The sequence below is a fragment of the Thermostichus sp. MS-CIW-36 genome (assembly GCF_054059035.1).
Genome location: NZ_JBSSBR010000001.1, coordinates 215,122 through 232,423, shown reverse-complemented (window position 1 = coordinate 232,423; position 17,302 = coordinate 215,122). Strand labels below are relative to the sequence as shown.

At 58.3% G+C, this 17,302-nt stretch carries 21 protein-coding genes, 1 other RNA gene and 2 pseudogenes; 18 read left to right on the top strand and 6 right to left on the bottom strand.

Features of this window, described 5'->3' with window-relative positions; translation table 11 throughout:
* Positions 1 to 38: 38 nt before the first annotated feature.
* Both ACVWVQ_RS01150 and ACVWVQ_RS01145 read right to left on the bottom strand, forming a co-directional pair.
* On the bottom strand, positions 39 to 1,448 hold the full coding sequence (locus ACVWVQ_RS01150; protein WP_457506484.1) for a DUF697 domain-containing protein: 1,410 nt from the start codon (positions 1,446 to 1,448) through the stop codon (positions 39 to 41).
* A gap of 84 nt (positions 1,449 to 1,532) precedes the next feature.
* Positions 1,533 to 1,740 (bottom strand): annotated as a pseudogene (locus ACVWVQ_RS01145) (hypothetical protein); the annotation flags it as partial.
* A gap of 242 nt (positions 1,741 to 1,982) precedes the next feature.
* On the opposite strand from ACVWVQ_RS01145, the gene ACVWVQ_RS01140 reads away from it, so the two are divergent.
* The 13 genes and pseudogenes from ACVWVQ_RS01140 to ACVWVQ_RS01080 all read left to right on the top strand — a co-directional run bounded on the left by ACVWVQ_RS01140 (position 1,983) and on the right by ACVWVQ_RS01080 (position 11,327).
* Positions 1,983 to 2,267, top strand: a complete 285-nt coding sequence (locus ACVWVQ_RS01140; protein WP_457441517.1) for a DUF427 domain-containing protein — start codon at positions 1,983 to 1,985, stop codon at positions 2,265 to 2,267.
* Positions 2,268 to 2,325: 58 nt separating this feature from the next.
* Positions 2,326 to 2,910: a TolB family protein gene (locus ACVWVQ_RS01135; protein ID WP_457506429.1), complete on the top strand. Its 585-nt coding sequence runs from the start codon at positions 2,326 to 2,328 to the stop codon at positions 2,908 to 2,910.
* A 49-nt stretch (positions 2,911 to 2,959) separates the two neighbouring features.
* Positions 2,960 to 4,135, top strand: a complete 1,176-nt coding sequence (locus tag ACVWVQ_RS01130) for an LL-diaminopimelate aminotransferase (RefSeq protein ID WP_457506427.1) — start codon at positions 2,960 to 2,962, stop codon at positions 4,133 to 4,135.
* 112 nt (positions 4,136 to 4,247) lie between these two features.
* Positions 4,248 to 4,991: a hypothetical protein gene (locus ACVWVQ_RS01125; protein ID WP_457506425.1), complete on the top strand. Its 744-nt coding sequence runs from the start codon at positions 4,248 to 4,250 to the stop codon at positions 4,989 to 4,991.
* A gap of 66 nt (positions 4,992 to 5,057) precedes the next feature.
* Positions 5,058 to 5,231 carry a hypothetical protein gene (locus ACVWVQ_RS01120; RefSeq protein ID WP_457506423.1) on the top strand — a complete coding sequence of 58 codons (174 nt, stop codon included), beginning with the start codon at positions 5,058 to 5,060 and terminating at the stop codon, positions 5,229 to 5,231.
* Positions 5,225 to 6,538, top strand: a complete 1,314-nt coding sequence (hisD, locus tag ACVWVQ_RS01115; protein ID WP_457506421.1) for a histidinol dehydrogenase — start codon at positions 5,225 to 5,227, stop codon at positions 6,536 to 6,538. The genes ACVWVQ_RS01120 and hisD overlap by 7 nt, the downstream gene beginning before the upstream one ends.
* Before the next feature lie 110 nt (positions 6,539 to 6,648).
* Positions 6,649 to 7,461, top strand: a complete 813-nt coding sequence (locus tag ACVWVQ_RS01110; protein WP_457506419.1) for a hypothetical protein — start codon at positions 6,649 to 6,651, stop codon at positions 7,459 to 7,461.
* 28 nt (positions 7,462 to 7,489) lie between these two features.
* Complete coding sequence (locus ACVWVQ_RS01105; protein WP_414413414.1) at positions 7,490 to 7,795, top strand: hypothetical protein; 306 nt, start codon at positions 7,490 to 7,492, stop codon at positions 7,793 to 7,795.
* 70 nt (positions 7,796 to 7,865) lie between these two features.
* Positions 7,866 to 8,049 (top strand): annotated as a pseudogene (locus ACVWVQ_RS01100) (hypothetical protein); the annotation flags it as partial.
* Between the two features lie 52 nt (positions 8,050 to 8,101).
* A complete protein-coding gene (locus ACVWVQ_RS01095; protein WP_457506417.1) occupies positions 8,102 to 9,280 on the top strand; it encodes a tetratricopeptide repeat protein in 1,179 nt (392 codons plus the stop codon).
* Between the two features lie 371 nt (positions 9,281 to 9,651).
* Positions 9,652 to 9,843, top strand: coding sequence for a hypothetical protein (locus ACVWVQ_RS01090; RefSeq protein WP_457506416.1), 192 nt, complete (start codon positions 9,652 to 9,654; stop codon positions 9,841 to 9,843).
* Positions 9,833 to 10,600: an RNA polymerase sigma factor SigF gene (locus ACVWVQ_RS01085; RefSeq protein WP_457506414.1), complete on the top strand. Its 768-nt coding sequence runs from the start codon at positions 9,833 to 9,835 to the stop codon at positions 10,598 to 10,600. The genes ACVWVQ_RS01090 and ACVWVQ_RS01085 overlap by 11 nt, the downstream gene beginning before the upstream one ends.
* A gap of 133 nt (positions 10,601 to 10,733) precedes the next feature.
* Complete coding sequence (locus tag ACVWVQ_RS01080) at positions 10,734 to 11,327, top strand: SAM-dependent methyltransferase (protein WP_457506412.1); 594 nt, start codon at positions 10,734 to 10,736, stop codon at positions 11,325 to 11,327.
* Here the strand turns inward: ACVWVQ_RS01080 and ACVWVQ_RS01075 are convergent.
* Genes ACVWVQ_RS01075 through ACVWVQ_RS01065 form a run of 3 tightly spaced genes read right to left on the bottom strand, consistent with a single transcriptional unit; the run spans position 11,324 to position 12,924 of the window.
* Entirely contained in the window at positions 11,324 to 11,749 is a 426-nt protein-coding gene (locus tag ACVWVQ_RS01075; RefSeq protein ID WP_414408175.1) for a VOC family protein, read from the bottom strand. The two genes, ACVWVQ_RS01080 and ACVWVQ_RS01075, sit on opposite strands and share 4 nt — an antisense overlap.
* A 53-nt stretch (positions 11,750 to 11,802) precedes the next feature.
* Complete coding sequence (locus tag ACVWVQ_RS01070; RefSeq protein WP_457506410.1) at positions 11,803 to 12,516, bottom strand: isochorismatase family protein; 714 nt, start codon at positions 12,514 to 12,516, stop codon at positions 11,803 to 11,805.
* Between the two features lie 27 nt (positions 12,517 to 12,543).
* Entirely contained in the window at positions 12,544 to 12,924 is a 381-nt protein-coding gene (locus ACVWVQ_RS01065; protein ID WP_414356286.1) for a Rid family hydrolase, read from the bottom strand.
* Between the two features lie 193 nt (positions 12,925 to 13,117).
* Between ACVWVQ_RS01065 and ACVWVQ_RS01060 the strand changes: the two genes are divergently transcribed.
* From ACVWVQ_RS01060 to ACVWVQ_RS01045, 4 genes are all read left to right on the top strand, one after another.
* Positions 13,118 to 14,146: a rod shape-determining protein gene (locus tag ACVWVQ_RS01060; protein ID WP_414356309.1), complete on the top strand. Its 1,029-nt coding sequence runs from the start codon at positions 13,118 to 13,120 to the stop codon at positions 14,144 to 14,146.
* Positions 14,147 to 14,213: 67 nt separating this feature from the next.
* Entirely contained in the window at positions 14,214 to 14,966 is a 753-nt protein-coding gene (gene mreC / locus ACVWVQ_RS01055) for a rod shape-determining protein MreC (protein ID WP_457506407.1), read from the top strand.
* Positions 14,944 to 15,588, top strand: a complete 645-nt coding sequence (mreD, locus tag ACVWVQ_RS01050) for a rod shape-determining protein MreD (protein WP_011434054.1) — start codon at positions 14,944 to 14,946, stop codon at positions 15,586 to 15,588. Before mreC ends, mreD begins: the two co-directional genes overlap by 23 nt.
* A gap of 395 nt (positions 15,589 to 15,983) precedes the next feature.
* Positions 15,984 to 16,211, top strand: a complete 228-nt coding sequence (locus ACVWVQ_RS01045) for an indolepyruvate ferredoxin oxidoreductase subunit alpha (RefSeq protein ID WP_011434056.1) — start codon at positions 15,984 to 15,986, stop codon at positions 16,209 to 16,211.
* 262 nt (positions 16,212 to 16,473) lie between these two features.
* Here ACVWVQ_RS01045 and ACVWVQ_RS01040 read toward each other — a convergent pair whose 3' ends face one another.
* A complete protein-coding gene (locus ACVWVQ_RS01040; protein ID WP_414356283.1) occupies positions 16,474 to 16,998 on the bottom strand; it encodes a YIP1 family protein in 525 nt (174 codons plus the stop codon).
* 85 nt (positions 16,999 to 17,083) lie between these two features.
* On the opposite strand from ACVWVQ_RS01040, the gene ssrS reads away from it, so the two are divergent.
* A non-coding RNA gene (ssrS, locus tag ACVWVQ_RS01035) (6S RNA) lies at positions 17,084 to 17,271 on the top strand.
* Positions 17,272 to 17,302 lie beyond the last annotated feature (31 nt).

Sequence of the window (17,302 nt, the reverse complement as noted above, 5' to 3'; positions counted from 1 at the left end):
CGGCTCGGCTCTCTGATGGTAGAGGCGATTGTAGAGGTTCAGGGGAAAGCAAATCCGATTTTGTGGCGGATTTCCTCTCGCAGGCGGGCGGTAATCGAGGCTTCGTCCAAATCGGCCAAAATCTGGGCTATGGCGGCTTTGGGCCCCTCTGGCCCCCAACTGGCTCCCTGGGCCAGGTAGCGGCGGGCGGACTCGCCGATGGCATAGCAGGAAAACCCGGCCAACACCGCCTGCGTCAGGGCCACGGAACCGTAGGCTCCCAGAGAGAATCCCCCCAGCAAGGTTTTCAGGGATCCCAGGCCCAACAGCGCCACCCACTCGCCGGCGCCCAGGCTGAGCATGCTGAGGATGATCTTCTGCAGCAGTTGTGTGGCTCCTGCAGTGCTCATGGGCCAGCCGTACAGGCGGGCCAGGCGCAGGATCAGGGTGACATCGATGGCCAGCCCTCCCAAGGTATCGAGCAGGGTGATGGGGTTGAGGGCAACCGCCAGCGCTTTGGTGCGGGCGGCTGAGGCGATCAGATCTTGGGCTTGCTGGGCGCGGGTTTGCAGCTTGCGCTCGATCACCTGCTGGTTAACGCGATCGGCAAACAAGAGGGCATTTAACGCCAGCAGCGAGCGCCCCTCCCGATGCAGCACTTCCAGGATTTTCTGGCGCAGCTCGTCCACCTGCGGGGATCCCACTTCCATCTGGGCAGCAAAGCTCCCATCCGGCCTTTGCACCAGGCGGGGTACGCGAGGGGAGGCCGCCACCATGACGATCTCGTTGGGAGAAAGGAGCTGCCGCACCCGTTCGTTGCGGATCTTGTCGTAAATGGCCTGGCGATCCGCCTCTGGGTACTGGTCGATCTTGTTGAACACTAGCAGCATAGGCTTGCCCGCCTCCCGCAGGGTGGCCAGGGCCTCAAACTCCACCCGCGTCAGATCCCCGCAGACGACAAACAGGATCAAATCCGCTCGCTGGGCCACTTCTCGGGCCAGCCGCGCCCGCTCTTCGCCGTCTACTTCATCCAGGCCGGGGGTGTCGATCAGCTCCAGACGGGATCCCTGCCAATGGGCGACCTGTACCGACTGCACCGAGGAAGGGGGGAGGCGGGATCCCTGCAGGGATGTGCCAGAGAAGGAGGACTGGGGGCGGGTTTCCCAGCTGATGTTCCAAGTTGCCGCTTGCTGGGTACGGGTGATGCCATGGGTGGGCCCCGTCTCAAAGACTGGCTCGCCCAGCAGGGCATTGAGCAGGGAAGACTTGCCTCGCCCCACCAGACCAAAGGCGGCGATGTGGATGACCTCGGTTTCCAGCTTGTCCAAGAGCGCTTGCAAGCTCTCCAACTCCCCTTCTAAGCCCGCGACCTCTTGGGGGCGCAGATCCAGTTGGGCCACCCACTGGCGCAGGCTGCGCTTGGCTTGTTGGTAGTTGAGGTCATCTTGTAGGGTGTTGCGGCGAGCCATAGCCGTAGCGCTCAATAGCGGTAGGAAGCAGCCCTTAAAAGACTGATACATTTACGCTGAACACTGCTGAACATCACTGTTCAACTATGCAGCGATAGCATTCTGTTTGTTTCCATTCGCGTTAGCGGGACGGAGTCCAAACAGAATGGCGGTATCCCGCAAAGCTTTGAGTAGAATACCCAAAGCGCAGTTTCCGTGTCCTCTTACTACCAATTTTCTGCTTTGCTTTGGTTACCATGTTGGCAGACTCGAAAGTAAACAGAAAGATCAACTGGTAGTAATCCGTACTGAACATATTATACATTATTTTCAGTATAGTTGAGCTTATTATTGACTAGAGTCATGCTCCACTTTGCTCTCGGGATCGGCAGGCTTCCCCACCGGACAGAGAGCTTCTCATCGGACAATACAAGGGACAATACAAGACGATCATAAGAGGAAGGGAAGAGTTAAGCTCAAAGCAAGGCGGCCTCAGCCGCCGGGATCCGCAACTCAAAAATCCGATATCCAAAACTTGGCAAGAGGAGGTTTTCCATGCCCAGGGCTATCTGGAATGGGGTAGTGGTGGCGGAGACAGACCGCTACGAAACCGTAGAAGGCAACATCTATTTTCCGCCGGAATCTCTGCGCCGGGAATACTTCCAGCCCAGCTCTACCCACACCACCTGCCCCTGGAAGGGGGAGGCCAGCTACTACACCCTCGTGGTCAACGGCCAGGAGAACAAAGATGCCGCCTGGTACTACCCGGATCCCAAACCCGCTGCCGCCAACATCCGCGGCTATGTGGCCTTCTGGAAGGGTGTCAAGGTGGAAACCTAGCCAGAGCCAAGTTTGTCAACTGGGTATGATGGGAAAAGTGGGTTGGAGAAGCGATGCCATGCTGACCGATGGCCGGATCCCATTCAGCCCGGCCCGATGGGCGGGAAAGCTGGGCCTGGCCGGATTGAGCTTGGTGCTGTTGGGCTGCAGCCCCGCAGGTTTTCGCACCCCGCGTCCCAGCCTGACCAACAGTGGCCTCAACAGCATCTTCCCCGATGGGGAGCCTGCCTTCAACGGAGATGGTCGCTACCTGGTGTTTTCCTCGGCCCGCAGCGGCAGCCAGGATATTTTTCTCTACGACACGGTGGAACGTCGCTTGGTGGATCTGCCCGGCCTCAACTCCAGCGACGTGGCGGCTACCTCGCCCGACATCAGCGCTGATGGCCGCTACATCGTCTACGTGTCGAATGCTCTGGGCAAGTCTGAGATCTTCCTCTACGACCGGGAAACTCGCAGGATAGAAAACATCAGCAGCCGGGTGCCAGGAGATGTGCGCAACCCCACCATCAGCGGCGATGGCCGGTTTATCGCTTTTGAGAGCAACGGCCAAGGACAGTGGCACATCGAGATTTTCGACCGGGGGCCGGCGGCCAGCACGCGTCCAACCTCACCTTCTTCCCCCAATGCTGACGACAATCCCTGAGGGGATCCTCAAGCTAGGATAGACCCCCCTGCTTTGCAAGAGTTGTTGCATGTCGATTCCCCTCGCCCAGCGACTTCAGCCCCTCGGCGGCAATGTGTTTGACCAAATGGATCGAGCCAAGCGAGAGGCTCGTCGCTCTGGCCTGGATGTGATCGATCTGTCTCTGGGATCCTCCGATCTGCCCCCACCTTCAGACTCCTTGGCGGCCATTCAATCGGCTCTGTCGGATCCCTCTACCTATGGCTACACGCTGTTTCACGACACGGCGGACTTTCGGTCTGCCTGCGCCAAGTGGTACATGGGGAAGTTCGGCCTGGAGATCGATCCGGAAACAGAGGTGCTGCCGTTGATCGGATCCCAGCAGGGGACGGCCCTCTTGCCCCTGGCTTTGCTCAATCCTGGCGATGTTGCCTTGGTCGCCGATCCGGCCTATCCCTCTCATGCGGGCGGGATCCATCTGGCGGGCGGGATCCCCTACTACCTGCCCCTACGGGCGGAAAACCGCTTCTTGCCCCGCTGGGATCGGATCCCGGCAGCGATCTGCCGGCAGGCGCGGCTGCTGGTGTTGAACTACCCCCACAACCCCACCACTGCCACCGTCACCCCGGAGTTTTGGCAAGAAACCCTGCAGTTTTGTCAGCAGTACGACATCGTTCTGGCCCACGATTTTCCCTATGTGGACTGGCGCTTCGACGGCCAGGTGGCCCCTTCTGCGCTGCAGGCGGATCCCGATAAAACCCGCACCATCGAGTTTTTTTCTCTCTCCAAGTCCTATCACATGGGAGGGTTCCGGGTGGCCTACGCCATTGGCAGCCGAGAGCTGATCCGAGCCCTGCGATGGGTGAAATCCACCATCGACTTCCATCAGTACCAGGGCATTCTGCGGGGGGCAGCAGCGGCTTTGGCAGTTCCCGATAGTTTTTTGCAGCGCTGGCGGCAGGTGTACCGAGAGCGACGGGATATAGCTGTGGCGGCTCTACACCGCATCGGTTGGCCTGTGCCCTTGCCAGAAGCCACCATGTATCTGTGGGCGCCTCTGCCGGAGTTTTATCGCGGCTCTTCTGCCCAGTTTTGTCTGGACTTGGTGAGAGCCACAGGGGTTGCCCTGTCTCCGGGTTCTGGCTTTGGCCCCAGTGGGGAAGGCTATGTCCGCTTTGCTTTGGTGGTCGAGGGATCCCGTCTGGAGGAGGCAGTGGGACGGATCGAGGCGTTTTTGTCCCAGTGAATTTCCTAAATCCCAAAATCGAGCATCCACCTCTCGCAACTGCGGTTGGTTGTGCTCGTCCATCCTCGGGCAATCTAAGTCAGGATAAGAGTGTTACCCAAGTTGAGTGGGCATGGAGAAGGAAACGCTCGACAGTTTTTTGTCCATCCGCGGGGTGATGGGGGTGGCGCTCTTGAGTCGGACAGGTCGCCCTTTTTTCTACCGCTCTTTTCAGGATTTGGATAGCCGACAGCAACAGGCCCTCACCGAAGGGCTGTTTCAAGTTTTGCAGACCATGCCCCCAGGACTTGACTATTTTGACTTTCAGTTTGCCGAGCAGCGGGTTTTCGTTTACCCCCTTGGGCCGGAATGGGCGCTGCTGGTGGCGGTGAATGACGAGCTGGTGATGCCGGTTTACACCTTGGCCGTGAACCGCCTGCGAGCCGAGCTGCAGCAGGATACGCCAAAGGGCTTGGCCACCTTTCGTCTATTTACCAGCCAGGCGGAGGCAGGCCGGAACGCTACCCAGCCCAGTTCCGCTCCTGCGGCGGGCCCGCGCATGGAGATGGATGTCTTCGTGCAATCTCTGAACCGTCTCTGCCAGATTACAACCGGCTATTTGGGCAAGGCAGTGATCGTCAACTATTGGAAGGCAGCACGGCAGGAAGTGGTGGAACGCCAGGGATCCCAAGCAGAATGGCTGAACCAGTTCGAGATCGAGCGCAGCGGCCAGATCCACTACCGGGGATCCCTCAAGGAACTGGACGAATCTCAGCAAAGGGTGCTACGGGATTGGGTGCTGGCTTTTTTCCGTCGCTGTGAGGAGGTGATCCACGATTTTCGCAACTTGATCAAATCGTCAGAACTGCGCCTATGAAAAGGGGCCAGTCTTTTTCCTGAGTAGGGCTATCGGCGCTTGGTCGAGGAAAATCCAGGCTAAGCTATGACCATGATCAACCCGGATCGCGCCAGGTGCAGACGGGATCCCTGCTTGGAGATGTTTCCTCTTGTCGCCGAAACCGGTGCAGCCGAAGATCTGCATTTGCTACCGCGATGCCGCCGGATCCCTCGTTACTATGGGGTTACGGCGCGCTATGCGAAGGAGTTGCCATGCTGAGAATCGTCACCCAGCTAGCCGAGGCTGAAGCCGAGCTTAGACGGATCTCGGAGCGCACTCAGGCTGACCAGAACCTGCACCGTGAAGCAACCGTGCGGGAGATCCTGCAAGCGGTACGCCGTCAGGGGGATCGTGCCCTGCTGGCCTATACGGCTGAGTTTGACCAGGTGGAGCTGAGCGTTGCCGAACTGAAGGTGTCTGGGGCCGAGCTGGAGGCGGCTTACCAGGCGGTGTCTCCGCAATTGCTTTCAGCCTTACGGCTGGCCAAGCAGCGCATTGAGGCTTTTCACCGGCAGCGGGTGCCCAGCAGTTGGGTAAGCTTTCCCGGCCCTGAGATCGTTTTGGGCAAGCAATACCGCCCTGTGGATCGCGCCGGCCTATACATTCCGGGGGGGCGGGCCGCCTACCCCAGCACGGTGTTGATGAACGCCATCCCGGCCCAGGTGGCGGGGGTGCCCGAGATTGTGATGGTGACGCCACCGGGATCCGACGGCTCGGGGGGCAAGGGGATTAGCCCGGCCATTTTGGTGGCCGCCCAAGAAGTAGGCATCCACACCATCTATCGCGTTGGAGGGGCTCAGGCAATAGGGGCTTTGGCCTACGGCACCGAGACCATCCCCAAGGTGGACGTGATCACCGGCCCCGGCAACATCTACGTAACTTTGGCCAAAAAGCTGGTGTACGGCACGGTGGGGATCGACTCGCTGGCCGGGCCATCGGAGGTGTTGATCATCGCCGACGAGAGCGCCAACCCCCTTTATGTGGCTGCCGATTTGCTGGCCCAAGCCGAGCATGATCCCCTGGCGGCGGCCATCCTTCTGACCACCGATCTCAAGCTGGCCCAGCAGGTGCAGCAGGCGGTGGCCACCCAGATGGAGGCCCATCCCAACCGTCTGATGGTGGAAAAGTCGGTGGTGAATTACGGGCTGATTGCGGTGGTGCCGGATCTGACGGCGGCGGTGGCTTTGTCCAACCTGTTTGCGCCAGAACATTTGGAATTGCAGGTGGCAGATCCCTGGGCTTTGTTGGATCCCATTCGCCATGCGGGGGCCATTTTCTTGGGCCACCATACCCCAGAGGCGGTGGGAGATTACCTGGCCGGCCCCAACCATACCCTGCCTACGGCAGGCTCAGCCCGCTACGCCTCGGCTCTGGGGGTAGAAACTTTCCTAAAGCATTCCAGTCTGATTCAATACGGCTCAGCGGCTTTGCGGGAGGTGGCCAGCGCAATTCAGGCCCTCGCCCAGGCGGAGGGGTTGCCTGCCCATGGCCAGTCGGTGCAGGTGCGGTTGGCAGAAGGAGGCTAGAGGGTTTGCAAAAGCCTTGTCTCAAGCCTTACAGCCGTGGTCGCGTACCGGAGGGCAGGATGACGGGTTGGGTCAGGCGAAAGGGGCAGTGGGGGCTTGCGGCAGTTGGGATGAGCTGGGCTCTGTTGCTGGCGAATCCGGCAGTGTCTTCCTCCGGCAGGATCCCTTCTCCCCACTGCTGTCGCGAACAGGACGCCGCTCTGTCGGTGCAACGGAGTTCTTCTTCTGCTGTTTCTATCCCTTGGGATTGGGTGTATGGGTTGCAGGAGCAAGCCCGGCAACGGCAATGCACGGTGGTTGGCCTGTTGCGCAGCGATCCCCTGCCGGCGCCAGATCCCCAGTGGCAGGTGTACACACGGCTGGATTTGGTGGCTACACCCGAGGCTGGTCGGTTGACCAGTGTGTTGTTTGCCGAGAACACCCGTACTCAAGCCCTGCAAGTCGTTTATCAAGCCTCGGCGTCTGTGTACGACCCTGCCGAGCCATTGGATTTTGCCATGATCCTGCCTTTGGCCTGGCAGGGGAACACTTTGCTGGCGCGGGAGTACGAAGGCTGGTTCCAAACCGATTTGAGCTGGGATCGGGCGGTGGTCTGGCCTTTGCCCACTGGCTCGACAGGGATCCCACCGGTGCAAATCTGGGATCCGCCGCCGGCGCTGGGGTATGCTGAGCTGCTGGGCTGGGATCCCCAGGCGCGAGAGCGGGTGCTGTTTGCGGTGGCCGATAGCCTTGGAGAGATGCCCCGCTTGGTGAGCGTGGGCCCAGACCGCCAGGTGTTGCTGCGAGCGCCTGCCGTTGCCCTTTCCCCAACTCCCTCTTCTCTACAGGGGTGGCAGGAGATCCGGCCCAAGGGGGGAGAGCCTCTCTGCCACCAAAGCCGTTTTGGGCTGGAGCAGGGAGGGGAAAATGAAAAATTAAACTGAGATGCAGAAGCCTGTGGGAGCGACAACCATGTCCAAACCGGTGGTGCGGCGGGGCTGGCCTCTGGAGGCCTTTGTCGGGGATGTAATCGTCTGTACCCTAGAGGGATCCCATCTGGATCAGGTGACGGAGATCCGGGTCAGCCCGGCGGGTAAAGGGATCCGAGTCAGCTTTGGGGATCCCTTGGGACGCTCTAAGGAACCGGTGCAGGCCAGTGCCGAGCACCTGACGGTTACCTTCGAGATCGATCCCAGCACCTACCCTGGCGAAAAGCGCATTGAGCTGATCTCGCCGGCAGGGCCCAGCGATCCCCTGCCGTTTTTGGTGATGATGTAGAGGCGCGCAGAAAAGAGCATGACTCTAGTCAATAATAAGCTCAACTATACTGAAAATAATGTATAATATGTTCAGTACGGATTACTACCAGTTGATCTTTCTGTTTACTTTCGAGTCTGCCAACATGGTAGCCAAAGCAAAGCAGAAAATTGGTAGTAAGACGACACGGAAACTGCGCTTTGGGTATTCTACTCAAAGCTTTGCGGGATACCGCCATTCTGGTTGGAAACAAACAGAATGCTATCGCTGCATAGTTGAACAGTGATGTTCAGCAGTGTTCAGCGTAAATGTATCAGGAAGTGGGTCATGCCGTTTGTGATTGCCCCGACCGACGTGGGCGTGCTGGTGCTGGGGGCGAGCCTGTTGCTTTTGGCCGGGGGTTGGGCCTGGTGGCTGCGGCGGCAGAAGCGTGCTGCTTCCCCAGAATCGACAACCGTTTCGCCCGTCCCGGCGGTTGACCCATCGGCTCTTTCGGCGGAACAGGCGGCTCAACTACAGCCCTTCGAGCAGGCGGTGGGAGATCAGCCGCAGGATCCCATTGCCTGGTACAACCGCGCCACCACCCTCGACCACCTGGGGCAAGCCCAAGCTGCCCTCGCCAGCTACGACCGCGCCCTGGAGCTGAAGCCGGATTTCCCCGAAGCCTGGAACAACCGTGGTTCTCTGCTGGACGATCTCGGTCGCCATCAGGAAGCTCTGGCCAGCTATGAGCGGGCTCTGCAACTGAAGCCGGATTTTTTTGAGGCCCGCTTTAACCAGGCCAACACGCTGCGGCAATTGGGCCGCTACGAAGAAGCCCTACGTGCCTACGAACGGGCCCTTGCCCTCAGTCCCGACAGCCCGGAAACGTGGTACCTGCACGGGCTAACCTTAGCCTCTCTGGGACGGTGGCAGGGATCCCTAATCAGCTACGAGAAAGCCCTCGCCATCAACCCCGTCGATGCCCAAGTTTGGCAGAGTCGGGGGCTGGCTCTGTTTCACCTAGAGCGCTACGCCGATGCTCTGGCCAGCTACGAACGAGCCCTGCAACTGGGATCCGAATCCGTCTCTCTCTGGGCCGGCCACGCCCTTGCCCACCACCGCCTCGGCAACCCGATGGAGGCCCTCAACAGCTACGACCGTGCCCTGGCGCAAGATCCCAAACGCCCTCAGATCTGGGTGCAGCGCGGCCTGGTTCTGATGGACTTGAACCTCTACGAGCTGGCCATCCAGAGTTTTGATCGGGCCCTGCAGATGGATCCCGACAATGCCGAGGCTCACTACGCCAAAGCCTGCTGCTACGCCTGGGAAGGCCAAGTGCCTCAGGCCCTACAAGCTTTGGAGCAAGCCCTACGCCTGGAGCCGGAACGCTACCGCCCCTTGCTCTCCTCTGAGCCCTATTTCGACCTCATTCGCGAGGAGCCGAGTTTTGCATCCTTTTTGGCAGCCCTTGCCGGCACGGATCCCCCCAAGAACCCCCCGCCGCTGTCACGAACAGCCTCTTGACGTTCTCACCTCCCAGAAGGAGAGGAGAGGCTGGAATGCACAGGCTGTTTCACCGCCAACCTGACCCAATCACCAATAACCACGAGAGCACGCCAACAACAGAAATCCGGCAATTTCGTTGGGTCTTACGGGAAAATTGCGCTCTTTTGCCGATGAAACCCGCCGATTTTCCGTGGAGATGCTGTTGCTTGGGTCAAGAAACCTGGTCAAACTAAGAACGTTCCAGCTCTTGGCAAATCTCAACAGTGTCCGGTTGTGCTTCTAACGCCATCCCTGTAGCCCTGTAGCACCTGCTTGCGCAGGGTCTGGCTGGGTAAAAGCGTCTCTTGACTGGATAGGTGTTGGTTATGGGTGGGATCCTCAACCTTTGAATGGTTTTCGAGTTCCTTGAGTGCTGGTTCTACAGTTATTTTCGGCAAATCGGTAAAGTGGTTGTCTATGATAACGGCCCCTCGCCTGACCTCTCCCAAGAACTCCGTCTCCCTGAGGCGACCGGCGGCCCCCCCTCCATTGCCTTTGGCCAAGACCGGATTCCCAGCCGCATGTGGATCTATGGCATCTAGTGAGGATGTTAAAGCCCGAACTGCCGAACTGTTGCGGCTGTACCACCAGAATCGCGATCCAGCCCTGCGCAACCGGCTGGTGGAAATGAACTTGGGCTTGGTGCGCAAAGAGGCCCACCACTGGCGCAACCAATGCAATGAGGGGTACGACGACCTGGTGCAAGTTGGCTGCTTGGGTTTGATTCAGGCCATCGAACGGTTTGATATTACCCGTGGGCTGGCTTTCAGCTCCTTTGCCATGCCCTACATTCGCGGAGAAATTCAACATTACCTGCGAGACAAGAGCCCCACCATGCGGATCCCACGCCGCTGGACAACTCTGCAACGACAAGCCAAGAAGGTGATTGCCCGTCTGCGGCAAGAGTTGGGCCGTTCTCCCTCTGAGGCCGAGGTGAGAGAAGCCCTACAACTGACGGAGCAGGAATGGCGAGAGCTGGAACTGGCTCAACAAAACAGCCTTTTGCTCAGCCTGGATGCCCCGATTCAAACCGAGGAAGACAGCGTCGCTTTGGGGGAGGTCGTTCCGGATCAGCGCTACCGCAGTTTTCAACTGGCCGAAGAAGACCGCATTCGCCTACAGCATGCCTTGGCCAAGCTGGAGGAACGCACCCGCAAGATTTTGGAATTTGTCTTCTTCTACGACCTCACCCAAAAAGAAACGGCAGAGCGGCTGGGGATCAGCGCCGTTACCGTTTCCCGCCAAGTCAAAAAGGGGCTGGAACGTCTGGCCAAGTTGTTGAATCAAGATATTTTTTAAGTTGTTGAATCAGAATATTTTTCGAGATGCTGGAACCGACGCAACTGGCGGTGGCTTTCCACCCTGTAGAACAGCGAGGGCTCTGTACCGCAACAGATTGATAGACTGATGGAAACATGGACGAGAGTATTTGATGAATAGAAAAAACCGCTCTTCTCGGGATCGACCCTTGGCACCCCGCGGTTTCAAGCCTAAGCTCGGTCAGAACTCGGTGGGCAGGGATCCCTTCTTCCAATGCCAGCCCAACCTGCAAAGTCCAGAGGGAATCCGCTTGGCCCCCTATGTGCGCACCTTGCCCTTGGTTGTCGATGCCATGCTGGATTTGGCCCAGGTGGGGAGCGAGGATACTCTCTACGACTTGGGCTGTGGGGATGGCCGCATTCTCATCCGGGCGGCACAGCGCTTTGGCACGCGGGGCGTGGGGGTGGATATCGACCCGGAGCGCATCCTGGAAGCCCAACAGCGGGCCCAAGAAGCCCAAGTTCAGGATCGAGTCACCTTTCTCCAGCAGGATCTGCTCACTCTGGACTTAACCCCGGCGACGGTGGTGAGTTGTTATTTGCTGCCCAGCTCCCACCTGCTGATCCGAGACAAGTTGCGCTCCCAGCTTCGGCCCGGCGCTCGTCTGGTCACCCACTCCTTCGACATGGGGGATTGGCCCCCCACCGCCACCACCACCGTATCGGATGTCATCAACACCTACACCATCTACCTTTGGCGGATCTAACCCTGGGGATCCCAGGCTGTCGCTTCCCCAAAAGCAGCAGAAGGCTGGTGCAGTACAATCCGGTTGCCATCGGGATCCCGAAAATCCACCTCCTGTCCGTGAAAGGCTTGTCGCAGAGGGGAAATGGAGATCTGATAAGCTTCCGCCAACCCCTCCAGTGTTGTCAGGGATCCCTGTAAATCCTGTACCTGTAGGCAGAGGCTCACCGCTTCGGTTTGGGCACCACAATCGAGATGACGGCTGCGATAAAGGCCCAGCCGCAACCCCGGCAGACGAAACTCCACGTACACCGGATCCCCCTCTGTTGGAAGCTGGACTTGGGGAGGGATCCCCAAGAGAGCCCGATAGAAGCGCTGCAGACGGGGCAAGTCTGGGGTAGCCACGCTGACCAAGGCGCCGGAGAGCTGCATCGCAACCGCCAAAAGACCGAGTTGCTTTATCTTAGTTCCTCAATGCTCCACGTCGAAGAACCCCCTTATGCAGTCTTTGCACCAACCCGTGTCGGCACAGCAGCTTGCAAAGCCTGGAGAAACTCATCGCTGCTACAAACCCAGCCAAAAAACTTCTCAATATTGGCTAAGGCGGCCTCCTTGAGCAGGGGCGGCCCCACCTGCAGGGTGGAATCAGATAGCAGCAAACAGAAATATTCGCGGTGAAAAGCTTCTCGGATGGTGGATTCCACACAGACATTGGTGGCAATGCCTGTAAACACGAGATTGCGAATCCGCAGCTGCCGCAGCAGCATATCAAAATGAGTTCCGGCGAAAGCACTGTAGCGAGTTTTCTGGAGAACGATTTCTCCAGGGAGAGGTCTTAATGCCTCAACAAAATCATAGTCCCACGTGCCCTTAATCAATAATTTTCCTGACAACTCGGGCCGTTGGCGCATCAACTTCAGGGCGTTGGATTTGTACCAATTGGGGGAGCCGGGACCACCTGCCTCCTCAAGTTGGGGATCCCAGCCATTTTGAGTAAAGATGATCGGCATTTGTAAAGGGCGAACCGCTTCCAGCACACGGGCGATAACCTGAATGACCGCCGGCGCTTCGCCGAGATCACTACCCAAAAGGTCCACATACCCGCCCCTGCTGGCGTAGGCATTTTGCATGTCCACCACGATCAAGGCGGTTTCTTCCAACTGAAAGGTAACCGGATCCGGGCGACTGGGGATCACAATAGGAGTCGGCATTGAAAATCTCCAAATAGACTCAAATCCTCAAGCCCCAATGTGGGCCACGGCAGCAATTTCCACCAGCAGATCAGGACGTACCAAGTCTGCTTTCACCACAAATCGAGCCGGTAATACCCCCGGAAAATACTCTTTGTATACGGCGTTCATGCCCGCATAGTTGGCGTAGTCGGTCAAGAAAACGCTGCAGAAGACGATGTCCTCCATCGTTCCTCCTGCTTCTGTAACGACGCTTTTAATCAGATCCAACACCACGCGAGTTTGGGTGGCGATGTCGGATCCCACCGTCTTGCCCTCCGGATCTAGGGCCAATGTGCCCGAGATGTAGAGGGTATTGCCCACCTTCACGCCGGGAGAATAGGGGGCGATGGCCGGATATCCGGCTGGAGCAATGGCAACCTTAGGCATATGGGATCCCGAATCACAACAGGATTGCACCTTAGCGGCGAATTCGATCTTCCACAGTTGGCTGGGATACAGCTACAGCCGGTTTCTCTGGAGCAGATTCCCGATCTTCGGGGGAGATTCTCTAGCAGAACTAGACTATAGTAGGTACCAAAGCTTGCTGCTTCTTCCCAAGTCAAGACTGGAGCGACTTACCGTGGGGTTCTTCAGCCGATTTTCCCGTGATATGGGCATTGATTTGGGCACTGCCAACACGCTGGTCTACGTGGCCGGGCGAGGCATTGTCCTGCAAGAGCCCTCTGTGGTTGCCATCGACCAAAACACCAAGCAACCCCTGGCTGTGGGGGAAGATGCCAAAAAAATGTTGGGCCGTACCCCAGGCAACATCGTGGCGGTGCGTCCTCTGCGAGATGGGGTGATTGCCGACTTCGACACGGCGGAGATGATGCTAAAACACTTCATCCACCGCGTACACGAGGGCCGGTACCTCATTGCTCCGCGCATTGTGATTGGGATCCCCAGCGGCGTGACTGGGGTGGAGCGACGGGCTGTGATGGAAGCCGCTCTCCAGGCCGGGTCGCGGGAGGTGTATTTGGTGGATGAGCCGGTGGCAGCAGCCATTGGGGCCGGGCTGCCGGTGCAAGAGCCCACCGGGAACATGATCATCGACATTGGCGGCGGCACCACTGAGGTAGCCGTCCTTAGCTTGCAGGGGATCGTGCTGAGCGAGTCGGTGCGGGTAGCGGGAGATGAACTGAGCGAGGCCATCGCCCAGTACATGAAAAAAGTCCACAACCTCACCATCGGGGAGCGCACTGCCGAAGAGATCAAGATTCAGATCGGTTCTGCCTACCCGATTCAAGAGGAACTGACCATGGAGGTGCGCGGGTTACACCTGCTCTCCGGTTTACCCCGTACCGTTACGGTGAAAAGCACCGAAATCCGCGAGAGCATGGCCGAGCCCCTCTCGGTGATTGTGGAAGCCATTAAGCGCACCCTGGAGCGCACTCCACCGGAATTGGCTGCCGACATTATCGACCGCGGCATCATGCTGGCCGGCGGAGGAGCCTTGCTCAAGGGTCTGGATGCCCTGATCAGCCATGAAACCGGGATCTTGGTTCACATTGCTCCGGATCCCCTCAGTTGTGTGGTGCTGGGTACAGGGCGAGTTCTGGAGGATTTCAAAACCTTGGGTCGAGTGTTGAGCGGCAGCTTCAAGGGCTAGAGGCGCTTCTCCCTCTCCCTGATTTCCTGATTTGAGGTGTGAGTCGAGTGGGTCGGAGAGGTATTGCTTGAATCGGCTACGCCAATGGTGGAGGCGCCATAGCCTGGGGTTGCTCCTGTCTGCTTTGGCGATGGGGGTAGCGCTGGGCCTGCGCCAAACCCAGGGATCCCTGTTGGTGGAGCTGTACAGTTGGATCACCGCCCCGGCCCGTCCACCTGTGGATCCCGCCGCGGTGCTCAGCCAGGCCGCCAACCGTGAGCTGCAAGCCCTGGTAGCCGAGTTGCAGTACCAAAACCGCGAGCTGAAGCGGCTGCTGCAATTTACCGAGCAGATGCCCCAAGCGGGGATCCCGGCAGCAGTGGTGGGTCGCAGCGCCGATCACTGGTGGCAACAGCTCACCCTCAGCCGCGGCAGCCGGCATGGAGTCAGGGTGGGAGATGTAGTCATGGCGCCGGGCGGGTTGATCGGGCGAGTTGAGTCGGTCACGCCCAACACCAGCCGAGTGCTCCTGATCAGCGATCCCACCAGCCGTGTCGGGGTAATGCTGAGTCGCAGCCGACACATGGGCATCCTGAGGGGTACGGGCACCCAGAGCGCCATTTTGGATTTTTTCGACAAGGCTCCCAAAGTAGAGGTGGGGGATGTGGTGGTGACCTCGGGCCTGAGCAGCTTTTACCCAGCCGGGGTGGTGGTGGGAACGGTTCGAGCGGTCAACTTGGATGCCAGCCCTGCCCCCCAAGCCACTGTCGAACTGTCGGCGCCGCTGGGCCTCTTGGAATGGGCCTTGATCTACCGCTATGCTCAACCCTCTGATTCTTAAGCTCAAGTCTCACCTCAACTGGGTGGTGACTGCCCTATCAGGATTGCTGGCAGCAGTGGCCCCTTGGTGGCGCGGGCCGGGCTTGGAGCTAGCAGGCTTAACCCCAGATTGGCCCTTGATCTGGGTGGTGTGCTGGAGTGTGCGGCGCAAAGCTTGGCAGGGGGCTGTTGCCGGGGTCACCCTGGGTTTTCTGCAAGATGCGCTGACCAGCCCTTGTCCTACCCATGCGCTGGGGCTGGCTGTAGTTGGGATCCTCACCGCCAAGTTGCAAAAACAACGCTACATGCAAGAAGACTTTATCTCGGTGGCCTTGATCGTTTTTGGTATGGTGGTGATCGCCGAAACCTTGATGGCACTGCAATGGATGTGGCTCGTGGCCTCGCAGGGATCCGATGACCTGGATCCAGCAGGAACGCAAACCTTGCTGGATGGATTGGAGAACTCCCTTCGGTTTTTCGGCAACATTGGTGGCGATGGCCCCCGTTCTCTGGAGAGCATCTGGTGGAACCATCAACGCAATGCCCTCACGTCTGCTATTTTAAGTAGCCTCTGGGCACCCGCTTTGTATTGGCCCCTCAGCCGTTGGTGGCAGTCTCAAGAGCGGGATCCCAGAGAGATTTAGCCTTTGGTTTTGTGGCAAATCATCCTACCTTTCGGTTAAAACTTAGGCCAAAGCAGAGTATGTCCCTTGGCATTTTTGGCAAGAGAGAACTCTCGAGGCGGCGGGAGCCGGTTTGCCGACTGTCTCTGACCTCCCACATGTTGGCGCTGTGCTGAGAGGCCCCAGACAAAGTCAGAAAAAGCGACAATCCGGAAAATTCTTCGTTGGGGAGCAATTTTGGCCTAAAATGAACCCTAGAACTGAGATATAAGTCCCATCTTTTTCAGGCAGCTTCGGGCAAATATCGCGCATTCTAATCAAAAAGTCAACAGCATAGGAAGCGCAGGCGACGTCAAGGCTGACCTTGTGGCAACTGCACTTAGAATTTGACTTAGAGCAATCATTGGGAGGGATCCATGCCGCATACAATTGTCACCGATATCTGTGAAGGTGTGGCCGACTGTGTAGAGGCTTGCCCCGTCGCCTGCATCCACCCCGGCGATACCAAAAATGCCAAAGGCACCGACTACTTTTGGATTGAGTTTTCCACCTGCATTGACTGTGGCATCTGTTTACAGGTCTGCCCCGTAGAGGGCGCTATTCTGCCGGAGGAAAAGCCGCATCTGCAGCGAGTGCCCCGCTAATTCCAGGGAAGCATCCCTGGCCACACGCCGGGATTCAACGAGAATTACAATCATTTCAATTCCAACCAGGACGCTGCACCCACACCTAGAACGTTAGTCGCGTCTTCGCGTCGTCGTGTCAGCGTTGCGGAGCAATAGCGTTGCGGTTCCCGTCAGGGTGCCGTAGGCATAGCAATAGCGTTGCGGAGCAACAATACGCAGAACCAGAAGGCTTTTCTTGGTAGCCCAGGCGTCTCACCCTAACCTGAAACAACTATAAGCTTTAGCGCAAGGAAGCCAGAGCAACGACGCCGCTGGTCAGCCAGCTCAGGGACAGGATCCCCCCTAGGAAAGCCAATGGGATCAGGCCCACCAGGCGCCACCACTCCAAATCCAGCGCTACAGCTACCGCCCGCACCTGCCAAACCACAAACCACAGCAGCGCTGCAAGGCCCAGCAGGGATCCCAGTACCCCACCCAACGATTGAGCAGGCCCCAGCAGCAGCCACGGCAAGCCGGCAAACCCCGTCAAGCACAGCAGCGCCGAAAAGGAAGGGGCAGCCCGACCTAAACAGAAGGCCAGCAACTGCAGCAAAGCCGCCAAACTCACCCAGCCCAGGGATCCCATCAGTACTGCCAGCACCATGCTCGGCAGGCTTGCCCCAGAGCGGCGAATCGCCTCTAGGACGTTAAGCAGCCCCACCACCCCAAAGGCTTGCCAGAGAACGGGCTGTTCCCGCAGTGCCCGAAAAGTGCGCTCCGGCAGAAACCAAGCGCCATAGATGTTGTCTAACCAGGAACCGAGCATGGCCGGCAACAAGTCAAGCTATCTTTCATCCTAGCCCTTATGAGCACTTGACAGGCACATCCCAAAAATGGGGTATGATTGGAAAAGGATTCTGCGGCGTTGGTGACTGCCGTTATGTTTTTGCGATCTATACCCTTCGACAATTAGGATGGGAAGTGGATGTGAGAGCAGTAAGCCAAACTTAGATTTGGAAACTATCAACAATCATCCCCGGTATCCTACACTGGATTTTCCAGGTCGAAAACCACGGTAAAACGGCGCAACAGTATCCTCAAAAGAGCCCTCGAAAGGGGGCCTTTTTGTT